This window comes from Bacillus sp. FSL R9-9530 (genome assembly GCF_038008145.1).
Taxonomy (GTDB): Bacteria; Bacillota; Bacilli; order Bacillales; family Bacillaceae_G; genus Bacillus_A; species Bacillus_A mycoides.
In genome coordinates, this window is sequence record NZ_JBBOYO010000001.1 from 338,675 (window position 1) to 352,008 (window position 13,334).

10 protein-coding genes and 1 pseudogene are annotated in these 13,334 nt (G+C 34.5%); 8 read left to right on the forward strand and 3 right to left on the reverse strand.

The features are described from left to right. The first annotated feature begins 150 nt into the window (after positions 1 to 150). A complete protein-coding gene (locus tag MKX66_RS01610) occupies positions 151 to 612 on the forward strand; it encodes a CarD family transcriptional regulator (protein ID WP_170935206.1) in 462 nt (153 codons plus the stop codon). A gap of 538 nt (positions 613 to 1,150) precedes the next feature. Here MKX66_RS01610 and MKX66_RS01615 read toward each other — a convergent pair. Further along, entirely contained in the window at positions 1,151 to 2,245 is a 1,095-nt protein-coding gene (locus tag MKX66_RS01615) for an NAD(P)-dependent alcohol dehydrogenase (RefSeq protein WP_341085348.1), read from the reverse strand. A gap of 432 nt (positions 2,246 to 2,677) precedes the next feature. Between MKX66_RS01615 and MKX66_RS01620 the strand changes: the two genes are divergently transcribed. From MKX66_RS01620 to MKX66_RS01645, 6 genes are all read left to right on the forward strand, one after another. Then, positions 2,678 to 3,805 carry an alkene reductase gene (locus MKX66_RS01620; RefSeq protein ID WP_002142739.1) on the forward strand — a complete coding sequence of 376 codons (1,128 nt, stop codon included), beginning with the start codon at positions 2,678 to 2,680 and terminating at the stop codon, positions 3,803 to 3,805. Between the two features lie 67 nt (positions 3,806 to 3,872). Beyond that, positions 3,873 to 5,441, forward strand: a complete 1,569-nt coding sequence (locus MKX66_RS01625) for an FMN-binding glutamate synthase family protein (protein WP_215590058.1) — start codon at positions 3,873 to 3,875, stop codon at positions 5,439 to 5,441. Positions 5,442 to 5,765: 324 nt separating this feature from the next. Further along, on the forward strand, positions 5,766 to 7,244 hold the full coding sequence (gene putP / locus MKX66_RS01630) for a sodium/proline symporter PutP (protein ID WP_002142737.1): 1,479 nt from the start codon (positions 5,766 to 5,768) through the stop codon (positions 7,242 to 7,244). Between the two features lie 339 nt (positions 7,245 to 7,583). Further along, on the forward strand, positions 7,584 to 8,522 hold the full coding sequence (locus MKX66_RS01635; protein ID WP_088039959.1) for a ring-cleaving dioxygenase: 939 nt from the start codon (positions 7,584 to 7,586) through the stop codon (positions 8,520 to 8,522). A gap of 27 nt (positions 8,523 to 8,549) precedes the next feature. Continuing rightward, complete coding sequence (locus MKX66_RS01640; RefSeq protein ID WP_002087830.1) at positions 8,550 to 9,164, forward strand: alpha/beta hydrolase; 615 nt, start codon at positions 8,550 to 8,552, stop codon at positions 9,162 to 9,164. Between the two features lie 137 nt (positions 9,165 to 9,301). After that, positions 9,302 to 10,096 carry a phosphotransferase gene (locus MKX66_RS01645; protein ID WP_002142732.1) on the forward strand — a complete coding sequence of 265 codons (795 nt, stop codon included), beginning with the start codon at positions 9,302 to 9,304 and terminating at the stop codon, positions 10,094 to 10,096. A 136-nt stretch (positions 10,097 to 10,232) separates the two neighbouring features. Here MKX66_RS01645 and MKX66_RS01650 read toward each other — a convergent pair whose 3' ends face one another. Beyond that, positions 10,233 to 11,765 (reverse strand): BA3702 family sensor histidine kinase, encoded by a 1,533-nt coding sequence (locus tag MKX66_RS01650; protein WP_215590057.1) that lies wholly within the window; start codon positions 11,763 to 11,765, stop codon positions 10,233 to 10,235. Positions 11,766 to 12,001: 236 nt separating this feature from the next. Between MKX66_RS01650 and MKX66_RS01655 the strand changes: the two are divergent. After that, positions 12,002 to 12,373: pseudogene (locus MKX66_RS01655) on the forward strand (VOC family protein). A gap of 20 nt (positions 12,374 to 12,393) precedes the next feature. Here MKX66_RS01655 and MKX66_RS01660 read toward each other — a convergent pair. Then, positions 12,394 to 13,203, reverse strand: coding sequence for a YitT family protein (locus tag MKX66_RS01660; protein WP_000251329.1), 810 nt, complete (start codon positions 13,201 to 13,203; stop codon positions 12,394 to 12,396). Positions 13,204 to 13,334 lie beyond the last annotated feature (131 nt).

The window sequence follows — 13,334 nt, forward strand, 5'->3', positions numbered from 1 at the left end:
TCGCGGGTTTTTTAGTGTTTCTGTACAGCTTGAATTTTTATGTGTAAATAAATTGACATAGAAAATAATTTTGTGATATTATAAAAATTTTGCTAAAAAAATAAATGTGTGTTAAGATTGAGAAGGTTACCATATATGGAGGTGGATTATTTGTTTCAAATTGGCGATAACATCGTTTATCCAATGCACGGAGCAGGTATAATTAAAGCCATAGAAGAAAAGGAAATCTCAGGAGAAAAAAGACAGTATTATGTTATAAAAATGTCGGCTAGTAATATGGAAGTAATGATTCCTATGGGGAAAATATTGAGTTCAAATATACGACCAGTTACAGATATAAAGGCATTAACAAACATAATAGATATTTTTCAGCATGGGGAATCAGATAGATTACTTACGTGGAAACAAAGGTATAAATTAAACACTGATAAAATAAAAACGGGTAAAATACAAGAAGGTGCTGAAGTTGTACGTGATTTATTACGTATGCAGAAAGAAAAAGCACTTAATGCAAGCGAAAAGAAAATGTTAGATAACGCACATGAATTTTTGATTAGTGAGCTGGGATTAATTGAAGGTATCACAGAAAATCAAATAAAAAGCTTTTGTTAAGATTCATTGTAGATAATGTATTACATCCCAAAAAAGATCTTGAATTTTTTGGGAATATAATTATAGAAAATCAATCATTTCAAAGACATTCAACTCTTTCAAACCACTTTTAGAGCATTAACCTCTTTTGTTATTACTACAATTTAATCCATTTTTATTTTTTAATTTCTTTTACGAATGTTCGAAGTTTAATTAAATAACTCGATAAAATAGTTACTTGATTTTTGCAATCCTGATTCACACTGGCACGGACGAGGAGCCGTAAGGATGAAAGAGAGGTAGGGCTTTCATTGTTTTAGGTATATAAGTTATTATTTTTAGAAGAATACTGAACCACTCCCACTTCTATTGTTAAGAGATTTTCCATATGTGAGGAGATAATAATTGTTTATTTTCTTTATTTAAAAGAGATAAACGAATTGTTAGCCTTATATGGTCAACTAAAAAAGGTTTCCTACTTAGGAAACCTTTTTAATTTTATTTATTTCATTTCAGGATATTTTTGTTTTGTTAGTTATCGGGAAAAAGTAAACAAATGTTACTCCATTACGATAATAGGTTTAATCGTTTTTCCTGTTTTAGAATCTTCAAATGCTTGAGCAATTTCTTCAAAAGAATAGAATTGTACAAACTTATTGAATGGGAATAGTCCTTTTTGATAGAAATTAATTAATTTTGGAATGAATAGTTGCGGTACTGCATCACCTTCAACTACCCCTTTAATTGTAATAGCTTTTACGACAATTTCATTTGTTACGTTTAAAGTTAAATCCTTTTTACCAACAGCAACAGTTGCCATTGTACCTTTTACTCGTAAGCATTGAATGGATTGCAGTGTAACAGTATTTACGCCAGTTGTTTCAAATGAGTAACTAGCTCCACCGTTTGTAATTTCTTTAATTTTGGCAACTGGATCTTCGTTTAAGCTATTAATCGTGTGTGTAGCCCCTAATTCCTTCGCTAATTCTAAACGACTATCATGAATATCAATGGCAATGATTGTAGTACATCCAGCAATTTTAGCTGCCATTAAGCCACTGAGGCCAACAGCACCGGTTCCAAATACAACTAGGCTACTACCTGGTTTTGGCTGTAATGAATTTAGGATCGTACCGCTACCAGTCATAATTCCACAACCAAGTGGTCCTAACAAACGTATATCAACATCTTTTGGTACTTTTACAGTATTATTCTCATTAACAACGGCATGGTATGCGAATGAAGATTGGCCGAAGAATTGAGAAATGTCATTATTGTTAAGATCGTGTATAGGTGTTACGTGGCGTTTGTTTTTTCCAGAGAAGTTTAATTCAATCATATTTTCGCAAGCAGCAGCATTACCATCTAAGCAATTTTCACAATGACCACAGTAAGAAAATCCAAGTACAACATGGTCACCAGGTGTAACCGATGTTACATTACTTCCCACTTTTTCCACGATACCAGAACCTTCATGTCCTAAAACAACTGGTTTTGGTGTTGGCATTGTACCGTCTAAAACTGTTGCATCTGTATGACATATACCCGAAGCGATAATTTTTACTAATACTTCATCGTCTTTAATCTCGTCTAAGTATACTTCTTGCATATTAAAATCTTTTTCGGGTGTAGAAACGATAGCTTTTGTTTTCATTGTTATCCTTCTTTCTAAAAATTAAATAAGAAAAAATACTTTCAACTATCTAGGAGTCTTTTATTAGTTCCTAAAATTTCGTTGGTATAATTAAAAAACAAATGAATTATTGAAACCTCGTTAGTGTAAGTTTGAACATAGTACATTGGAAACAGGTTCTTTTTGGTTAGTAAATAGTTAAATAATTAATTACCGATATATTCTATAGTAATAAAACTAGAAAAAAAGAAAACATCCACTTAATAAGTATTTTCCTCATCCACTTACTGGGCATTAGAATAAACAGTAGATTCCTGAATTTCAGAATCCTTAAAGTTAAAAACGGTTAGTTTTATTATACGAATATTCCTACGTAAGAGCGTATAAATTGACGTTACTATCTAAAAGTAAGTATGATGCGATTATAGTTAGATTTTTTTAGGGGGAAGAAAAATGACAAGTTCAAATAATAAAGCGGCAAGTATTTATGAAGGAACAAATATAAACGCTTGGGGGTCTTTTGAAAATATTGAAGAAACGAAGTTATTTCATCCGATTCAAATTGGATCTTGGTCTCTTCGTAATCGCATAGCGATGGCACCGATGACGAGATGTTTTGCAAATAATGAGACTGGGGTAGTTGGTACTGATGTAGTAGAGTATTATCAAAAACGTGCTGCTGATGGGATTGGATTAATTATTACAGAAGGAATTGTCATTAGCCCGAGAGCCAAAGGGAATCCGGGAGTACCAGGTATTTATACACAAGCGCAAATTGATTCTTGGAAACCTGTTACAGAGGCAGTACATAAAGAAGGCGGAACGATTATTGCTCAAATATGGCATGTTGGACGTATGAGTCATCACGAAATAATTGGTGGTCAAATGCCGCAAGCACCTTCTGCTATTGCTGCGGAGGGTAATGTTCCGCGTTTTCGTAAACCGTTTGATACACCAGAAGCAATGACAATAGAAGAAATAAAAGAAGTTGTCGATCAATATGCACAGGCTGCAAAAAACGCAATCGAAGCTGGATTTGATGGTGTAGAAATTCACGGTGCACACGGATATTTAATTGACCAATTTACTTATGAATTTGCGAATAAACGTACTGATAAATACGGCGGTGACTTAAAACAAAGGTTAACGTTTATGAAAGAAGTTGTTCAGGCTGTAATTGAAGCAGTTGGAGCTGATAAAACGCTTCTTCGCTTCTCTGCCTTTAAAGGTGATAATCCTACTTATATGTGGGAACATCCTGAACTTGCAATTGAAACGTTTGTAAATATGTTTAAAGAAGTTGGATTAACGATGATTCACCCTTCAACGATGAATTATACGCAAGTTATTGCTGACGGTAAGAATTTTCATCAATTAGTAAGAAAGTATTGGGATAGTACTATCGTAGGAGTAGGTAATTTGAATCCGAAAGAGGCAGAAGAAGCACTGCAAGAAGGAACAATTGATGTAGCGGCGTTCGGAAGACCATTAATCGCTAATCCAGATTTTGTTCAGCGAATTAAAAATGCTGAAAATTTGGTTGAATATGACGCGAAAGAGCATCTTGCTACATTAATTTGAATAAAGATAAAAGGAGAACACATCAGGTGTTCTCCTTTTATTATGGATTTTCATAGGAGGAAGCGGGATGAGTGAAACGCTACTCGTTATTATTAGTATATTGCTCTTATTGATGTTACTATTAATCATTTTTTTTATTATTACATTTTTTATTAAAAAACGGACGCATCATTCTATATTAAAGTTACATCCATACTTAGGAAGGATGCGTTATTTACTTGAAAAGATAGGACCGGAATTTAGGCAATATTGGTTTGATCATGATACGGATGGAAAGCCCTTTTCACGTTATGATTTTCAAAGTGTAATGTTTCTAGCAAAATACCGTTCAGAAATACTCGGTTTTGGATCAAAACGAGATTTTGATGCATCTGGATATTATATCGCTAATACATTATTTCCGAAATTAACAGATGAATTAAGTGTGAATGTAACGAAAGAACGTGAAGGGAAAAAGTATGTGATTCATAAAGAAGGGTTATTTTCACGAAGAGAAAAATTGACAGCGGATACAACGAATCTTTGGTTATATGAAGAAGGTGATGCAATTATCGTCGGTGAAAACCGCAAATATCCGTGGAAACTGTATGGCATGTTTGGCGCATCAGCAACTTCTTACGGTGCGATTGGCGAAAATTATATTTTGGCAAGTGGATTTGGCGCGAAGATGGCTGGCGGTTCATGGATTAATACGGGGGAAGGTGGTGTAATACCGGAACATTTACATACGGGTGCAAATATCATTGCCCAAATTGGTCCGGGATTATTTGGATACCGTGACGAGGACGGGAATTTTTCGATGAAGGAATTTATGGAGAAGGCGAAAGAAAGTAATATTAAAGCGTTTGAATTGAAATTTGGGCAAGGAGCAAAAATACGTGGTGGTCATTTAGAAGGACAGAAGGTAAATGAGAAAATCGCTTCCGTTCGGAAAGTACGAGAAGGAGAAACGATTAATTCACCGAATCGATTTCCATTTTTAAAGAATGCAGTAGATACACTTTATTTTATTCAACGTTTGCAAGAAAACGGTGGTAAACCAGTTGGGATGAAGATTGTAATTGGACAGCAGGAACCGTTGGAAGATTTATTCAAAACGATGAAAGAGTTAAACATTTATCCAGATTTCATTACAATTGATGGTTCAGAAGGTGGATCAGGTGCTACGTATAAATCAATGGCAGATAGTATGGGAATACCGCTTATTCCAGCATTACTGACATGTATTGATACAGCGAATCATTACGGTGTTCGGGAAAAATTCAAAGTGTTTGCCTCAGGGAAATTAATTACACCAGATAAAGTGGCAATTGCTTTAGCCATTGGTGCAGATGCCGTAAATTCAGCACGCGGATTTATGATGGCAAGCGGTTGTATTATGGCACTTCAATGTAATTCAGGGCAATGCCCATCGGGGGTTGCAACTACGAATCCACACTACCAAAAAGCATTAGATCCGTATGAGAAAAAATGGCGAGTAATGAACTATGTTATTAGTATGAGATATAGTTTGTTCTCACTTGCGGCAGCAGCGGGAGTAAAGAGCCCGCGCCATTTAACGAGAGAGCATATTGTGTTTAAAGATGAGGTGGGGCGGGTAGTTCCTCTTTCAGAATTGTTTCCTACTAGTAAATAGAAGATAAGCTATGTTTAATAAATTAAAAGTCATACATTCGTATGGCTTTTTTCTTTTAAAATTCAACTAATAAACGAATGAAAATAAGGTGTGAAAAAACGCCATTTTTTTTCTGAATATTTTTACTTTAATTTCTTTTAAAAACCTGGTAATCCACTGGGATAAAGGCGTTTATAAAGGTTTTCACATGTAGTGAAAAGGGCTTGTTCACTTGAAAGAACAAAAAATGTTTGTTAAGGTAGGGAACCATAAGCGAAAACAAGAAAATAGAAAAAGTCATTTTTCGAAATTTTGAATGGCTTATATAACTAAGGGAGAGATTTGGTGAAGATTGAGATTATGGTTTCGCTTGCTATTTATATGGCAGGTATGTTGTATATCGGTTATTGGTCTTATAAGAAGACATCCGATTTATCAGATTATATGTTAGGCGGAAGGGGACTCGGTCCAGCAGTTACAGCTTTATCAGCTGGTGCTTCTGACATGAGTGGTTGGATGCTAATGGGATTACCTGGTGCGATGTATGCAACAGGATTATCAAGTGTATGGATTGCGATAGGTTTATTAATAGGTGCTTATGCAAACTATTTAATTCTTGCCCCGCGTTTGCGAACGTATACAGAAATGGCAAATGATTCAATTACGATTCCAGATTTTTTAGAAAATCGGTTTAAAGATCGTACGAAAATACTTCGTTTTGTCTCCGCTATCGTCATTTTAGTGTTTTTCACATTTTATGCGTCAGCTGGTTTAGTTTCAGGTGGACGTTTGTTTGAGAATTCTTTCAATCTTGATTATAAAATTGGTTTATTTGTAACTGTCGGTGTCGTTGTTGCTTATACATTATTCGGTGGCTTTTTAGCAGTAAGTTGGACCGACTTTGTGCAAGGTTGTATTATGTTTATTGCTCTTGTGTTAGTGCCAATTGTAGCTTTTACAGATGTCGGTGGTGTAACAGAAACATTCAATACGATTAAGCAAGTTGATGCATCGCATTTAGATATGTTTAAAGGTACTACAATTCTTGGTATTATTTCATTTTTAGCATGGGGTCTTGGGTATTTTGGTCAACCGCATATTATTGTTCGCTTTATGGCAATTACCTCTGTTAAAGATTTAAAAACTTCTCGTAGAATCGGTATCGGTTGGATGACGATTTCAATTATAGGTGCAATGCTTACTGGTCTAATTGGTATTGCTTATTACGCTAAAAATAATGAGAAATTACAAGACCCAGAAATGGTCTTTGTAACATTCTCAAACATTTTATTCCATCCGTATATTACTGGATTTTTATTGTCAGCTATTTTGGCTTCGATTATGAGTAGTATTTCCTCGCAATTACTCGTTATTTCAAGTGCTGTAACGGAAGATTTCTATAAAACATTTTTCCGTCGTAACGCAAGTGATAAAGAACTTGTATTTATCGGTAGACTGTCAGTATTAGTAGTAGCTATGATCGCAGTTGTTTTAGCGTATCATCCAAGTGATACAATTTTAACACTTGTCGGTTATGCTTGGGCAGGATTTGGTTCAGCATTCGGACCCGCCATTTTATTAAGTTTATATTGGAAGAGAACGAACAAATGGGGCGTTCTTGCTGGTATGATTGTAGGTGCAGTAGTTGTTATTACTTGGGTACAAATTCCAAGTTTAAAAGCGACTATGTATGAAATGGTACCTGGATTCTTCTGTAGTTTATTAGCTGTTATAGTTGTAAGTTTATTAACGAAAGAACCAGTGAAAGCAATTCATCGTGAATTTAACGAGATGGAAGCAGTGTTGGAAGAGGAAACGAAATAATTAGCGAAGAGAGTAAATGCTAACTAGCATTTACTCTCTTTTGATTTAAAATGAAAATAAGTGCTTGTTGACAACTAAAAGTAAGTAACTTATAATAAATATTGAGTTCGAGATAATTTATTTCCGAATAAAGATTTTAGATGGAGTAAATATTTTTTGGGATTATCTCGAATTCGAGATGAATTCAGTGATATAGAAGATAATGCGTAACTTCACAGCTTATATCTCGAATTAAAGATAAAATCATAACGATGGATTTTACTTTGCAGTATGGACAAAATGAATAATGAATTTTAATGTATAAAAGTTTTTAAAATGAAATAAAAAGGGGTGGAGAAAGTGGAAAAGAAAACGATGGGAATTCATCACATTACAGCAATCGTGGGTCACCCACAAGAAAATGTAGATTTTTATGCAGGTGTATTAGGATTGCGTTTAGTAAAACAAACAGTTAATTTTGATGATCCAGGTACGTATCATCTTTATTTTGGTAATGCAGGAGGAAAGCCTGGAACAATTATTACGTTTTTCCCATGGGCAGGTGCTCGTCAAGGTATTATTGGGGACGGTCAAGTAGGCATTACGTCTTATGTCGTACCAAAAGGTGCAATGGAGTTTTGGGAAAATAGATTAGAAAAATTCGGTGTGCTGTATACAAAGATGACTCGATTTGGCGAACAGTATTTAGAGTTTGATGATCCACATGGTTTGCATATAGAATTAGTTGAAAGAGAAGAGGGCGAATTAAATAATTGGACTTTTGGGGAAGTTACGCCAGAAGTAGCAATTAAAGGATTTGGCGGTGCTGTTCTTTTATCTGCACAACCTCAAAAAACTGCTGAATTGTTAGAGCATGTTATGGGTCTTGAGAAAGTAGGAGAAGAGGGAGAGTTTATGCGGTTCCGTTCTTCTGCTGATATTGGAAATATTATCGATTTGAGATTATCAACAATTGGACGTGGGCAAATGGGTGTTGGTACAGTTCATCATATTGCTTGGAGAGCGAGTGATGATACTGATCAATTAGACTGGAAAGAGCATGTGTCTCGCTTTGGATATGGTGTAACCCCTGTACAAGACCGAAACTATTTTAACGCAATTTATTTTAGAGAACACGGCGAAATCTTATTTGAAATTGCAACAGACCCTCCTGGTTTTGCCCATGACGAATCTTTAGAGACGATGGGTGAGGAGTTAAAATTACCGGATCGATATGAACAACATAGAAAACAAATTGAACAGACACTCTTACCATTTGAAGTGAGAAATCTAGATTAAAGTGATTGAAAGGGGAAAAGGAATATGATGAAACATGTTTTTCAAAAAGGAAAAGATACGTCAAAACCAGTGTTGTTATTGCTTCATGGTACAGGAGGAAATGAATTAGATTTATTACCGCTTGCAGAAAGAATTGATCGGGAAGCTTCTGTATTAAGTGTTCGTGGAAATGTATTAGAAAATGGGATGCCTCGTTTCTTCCGCCGATTAGCAGAAGGTATTTTTGATGAAGAGGATCTTGTTTTCCGTACGAAGGAATTAAATGAATTTTTAAATGAAGCAGCAAAAACATATGAATTTGATAGAGATAATATCGTAGCTGTTGGGTATTCAAATGGAGCAAATATTGCGGCGAGCTTATTATTCCATTACGAAAATGCATTAAAAGGTGCAGTCCTTCATCACCCAATGGTGCCTAGAAGAGGAATAGAATTACCTAATTTAGCAGAGAAATTCGTATTTATCGCTGCTGGAACAAATGATCCAATTTGTTCACCTTCTGAGTCAGAGGAATTGAAGATGCTATTAGAAAATGTAGATGCTAATGTAACAATGCATTGGGAGAATAGAGGACATCAATTAACGATGAATGAAGTAGAGAAGGCAACAGAATGGTATGAAAAAATATTTTCACATGCATAAATAGTAGACTAAATCGAGTGTAAAATCATAAAGATTTTATGCTCGATTTTTTTGTTGCAATTTAAGGGGTTAAAAGGGAATAGGAAAGTTATGTTAAAATATAAAGAAAATGTAGAATAATGGAGGGGAACTATTAGATGTCAAACTACGAAAATGAAGAAATGCTAACGGGAGGGAATGTCTCAAACGTATATCGTTCGGAAGATACTGTTCGACGAGAATTAAAGCAAGGCAGTACCAAAATTCATAAGCTATTAAATCATTTGGAAAACAAAGGTTTTAGTTATGCACCAAAGTTTTTAGGTATTGATGATAAAGATAGAGAGATATTATCATTTATTGAAGGAGAAGCTGGTAATTACCCTTTAAAAGAGTACATGTGGTCTAATGAGGTTTTAAAAGAAATAGCGAAGATGCTCCGTCTTTATCATGATGCTGTGAGTGATTTCCCGTTATCAGATGATTGGAAACCGATGGATAATACTCCAAATACAATAGAGGTTGTATGCCACAATGATTTTGCAATATACAACATTATTTTTAATAACGAAAAACCAGTAGGTATTATTGATTTTGATGTTGCTGGTCCTGGACCCAGACTTTGGGACATAGCCTATACTCTTTACACTTGTGTCCCATTAAGTAGAGTTTATTATAAGGAAACAGGTGCGGCGGTTTATTATAATTCATTACAGCATGCAGACCGCATAAAGCAAAGAGTTAAATTGTTTTTTGAGTCCTATAAAAGTGATGGCATCGCCGAGGATTATTTGGAGATGGTACTTCTACGATTAGAAGGATTATGTAAATACATGAAAAGAAAAGCACTAGAAGGCGATATGAACTTCCAAAAGATGATAGATGAAGGGCATCTTGAACATTATGAAAATGATATTCAGTTTATTCGTAAACATGGAAAAGAGTGGATTTAATAAAATAAATCGTATACAAAAATAAAGCTCAGAGTCATATAGGGACTTTGAGCTTTTTAACGTATTAGTGTAGATGTTTTCCACAATAACTCGACTACTTATAACAGATGTCTTTTACTATATTAATGTAGCATAGTTAAGAGTTTGTTACAGGCTGAGCTGTAGCAATCGGTAATTGGATATCGACAGTTGTTCCTATGTTTAATTCACTGGAAATGAATAATTTTCCGTGATGCTCTTGAATGATTTTATAGCACATCATTAAGCCGAGGCCAGTTCCTTTTTCTTTCAAGCTATAAAAAGGTTCGCCAAGACGAGCCATGCGCTCTTCAGGAATCCCACAACCTTCATCCATAATGCGTATTGAAACAAAATCATTTTCTAACGAAGTTGTTTGAATGAATATGTTACCACCATCAGGCATCGCCTCGATTGCATTTTTTAATATGTTAATCAAAACTTGTTTTAATTGATTACTATCACATTGAATGTCAGAAATATAATCGAAATGATCCATGATGATATGAACGCTATGCATAATTGCTGTTGGTAAAATAAAAGTTACAACTTCTTCAATTAATGTTTGTACGTTGCATGTATGAATAGATAACACTTGTGGTTTAGACATCGCCATAAATTGGCTTGTTATAGATTCCATTTGTGAAATTTCACTCAACATAACGTCCACATACCATTTGTTTTCCTCATTTATTTCTGGATGTAATAACGTTAAAAATCCTTTTAATGAAGTGAGCGGGTTTCTAATTTCATGGGCAATTCCAGCTGTCAGTTGTCCTACTACTGCAAGTTTTTCGGATTTCCGTAATAACTTTTCAGTTTCTTTTAGTTCGGTAACGTCTCTTCCCATCACTATAAGACCTTTGCGTGAGCCATCAGGATGGAAGAGTGGGACTTTTGAAATGCTTAAAACTAGGTCGAAATCATTTCTATGTATAATAAATTCCTCTCCGTGAAGAATTTGTCCTTTTTGCCATGTTAGTTCATCGACTTCTTCACAATGCAAAAAAGATTCGCGGTATGCTTCGTTATATTGAATGAGTTCATTATCTCTTTTTCCATGATAAGGAACGTTATGGAAATTGAAACAAGAAAGCGCATAGTCATTCGCTTCAAGCCAGCGTCCTTCATGATCCTTAAAAATAACAAATGCAGGCATTGAATTCATTAATGTGCGTAATCGTTTCTCACTCTCTTGTAATACTTTCTCAATTCTTTCTGATTTTTCAAGGGGTTTCATAATGGCGTATACACCTGTTAAACGGTTTTTAACAAAAATAGGAACTAATTTTGTTACGGCATCTAGTAAATATCCGTCTTTATGATAAATAGAGACGATATACTCTTTTTGATTGTCAGCTGCAGCATTTTTTATGTATTGTAGCACTTGATCAGAAATATGTGCTTCTAAAATAGAAGTGATTGTTTTTCGCTCTAATTCGTTAGAAGTATAACCTAATATTCTTTCCGCAGAGGGGTTAATATGTAAAATAACTCCTTCTAAATTCAATGAAATAATACTATCAGGGTTATGTTCAAAAAGAGATGCATACATTTCTGCTAAAGAACGATTTTGTATATGGTTTCGCAAGCGCTCCGATACGTTTGGGTGAAGCTTTTTTTGAGTAGATGAATGTTTTTTACGACTCATAATATTTCCTCCGTACAACTAGCATCTAAAAAAGATGAATCTAGTACTAACTATAATATAGGTGCAATGTGTATTTCTATAAAAAATGGAAATTATATAATAAATTTTCTTTTTTATTTTTAGTGGAAGGTAAAAAAGGGTAGTAATAAGAGAATCTTATATTGCTTTATTAATATTTTCTAAGTTACATGAATGTATTTTCGTTATAACATTAGAATAGAAGAGGGGGAAGGAATATGAAAAATTATGTTCAAGGAATTGATCATGTACAAGTAGCGGCGCCAGTAGGATGTGAAGAAGAAGCACGAGAATTTTATGGTAATAAAATTGGTATGGAGGAAATCCCAAAGCCAGAGGAATTAAAGAAGCGTGGTGGGTGTTGGTTTAAGTGTGGAAATCAAGAGATTCATATCGGAGTTGAGCAAAATTTTAATCCAGCTAAAAAAGCGCATCCAGCTTTTTATGTTTTGAAAATTAATGAATTTAAACAAAGGTTAATAAAGCAAGGTATTGAAGTAATAGATGATCATGCGTGACCAGATGTAATCAGATTTTACGTGTCAGATCCGTTTGGAAATCGAATTGAATTTATGGAAAATAAAAACTAGGTGAAGGTCCACCTAGTTTTTCACACTTTTCTAAACAATCCTAATACTTCAACAGTCTCCGTAATATTAACGAATGCATGAGGATCAATTTCCGAAATCGTTAGTTTCATACTTGCTAATTCTTCACGTGAAACGACTGTCATAAGTACACGTTTTTTCTCGTTTGAATAAGCACCTTCACCATCAAGTAACGTAATTCCACGTACTACAGTTGAAAGAAGCTTTTTTTTCATTTCTTCTGCTTGATTTGTTACAATCATAAGTGTAACTTTACGATGTTTCGTATGAACGGCATCAATTACTTTACCAGTTACATAAATTGAAAGTAAGCTTGTAAGGGCAACATCCCAAGTGAAGAAAAATCCTGCAATGACAACAACAACAGTATTTAATGCAATAAGGAATCCACCAAGTTTAATATCTCGCTTACGAGATAACAACATACCGATAATATCAAATCCACCAGTTGAACCATGGCAGTTAAAGACAAGACCAATACCAGCTCCGGCGATGACACCGCCAAATACAGATGATAAAAGTGGATCTGTTGCTACGACTTTTACTGGAACATAGTATAATGCAACAGATAATACAATTACAGAAACAACCGTGTTAAAAATTACTTTTTTTCCAAGACCTATGTATCCTAAAATAAGGATAGGTAAGTTCAATACAAAGTTAATAATACCTGTGTTTACAGGGGTTACAATCCCTAAAATAATAGCAATTCCGCCAATTCCACTACTTAAAATTTTATGGGGGATAAGGAAAAGATTAAAGGCAATTGCGATAATAATAGAACCAAAAATAACACCAAGAAATCTGACCATCTCTTTCCCGTCCTTCACTAAATAATCATATTATTTCAAGATTATATATGAAATTGAAAGTTTTCGGGGAAAACAGTTTATTTTGGAAAAATAGATTAATCTAAATAGTTCGAGTGTTTGATAAATTGGGA

What these genes read in the sequence shown, in the direction of transcription:
- MKX66_RS01615 (WP_341085348.1), bottom strand. Translation starts at nt 2,245, where the DNA reads ATGAAAACAAAAGCTATCGTTTCTACACCCGAAAAAGATTTTAATATG.
- MKX66_RS01645 (WP_002142732.1), top strand. Translation starts at nt 9,302, where the DNA reads ATGTCAAACTACGAAAATGAAGAAATGCTAACGGGAGGGAATGTCTCA.
- MKX66_RS01640 (WP_002087830.1), top strand. Translation starts at nt 8,550, where the DNA reads ATGAAACATGTTTTTCAAAAAGGAAAAGATACGTCAAAACCAGTGTTG.
- MKX66_RS01650 (WP_215590057.1), bottom strand. Translation starts at nt 11,765, where the DNA reads ATGAGTCGTAAAAAACATTCATCTACTCAAAAAAAGCTTCACCCAAAC.
- MKX66_RS01625 (WP_215590058.1), top strand. Translation starts at nt 3,873, where the DNA reads ATGAGTGAAACGCTACTCGTTATTATTAGTATATTGCTCTTATTGATG.
- MKX66_RS01620 (WP_002142739.1), top strand. Translation starts at nt 2,678, where the DNA reads ATGACAAGTTCAAATAATAAAGCGGCAAGTATTTATGAAGGAACAAAT.
- MKX66_RS01660 (WP_000251329.1), bottom strand. Translation starts at nt 13,203, where the DNA reads ATGGTCAGATTTCTTGGTGTTATTTTTGGTTCTATTATTATCGCAATT.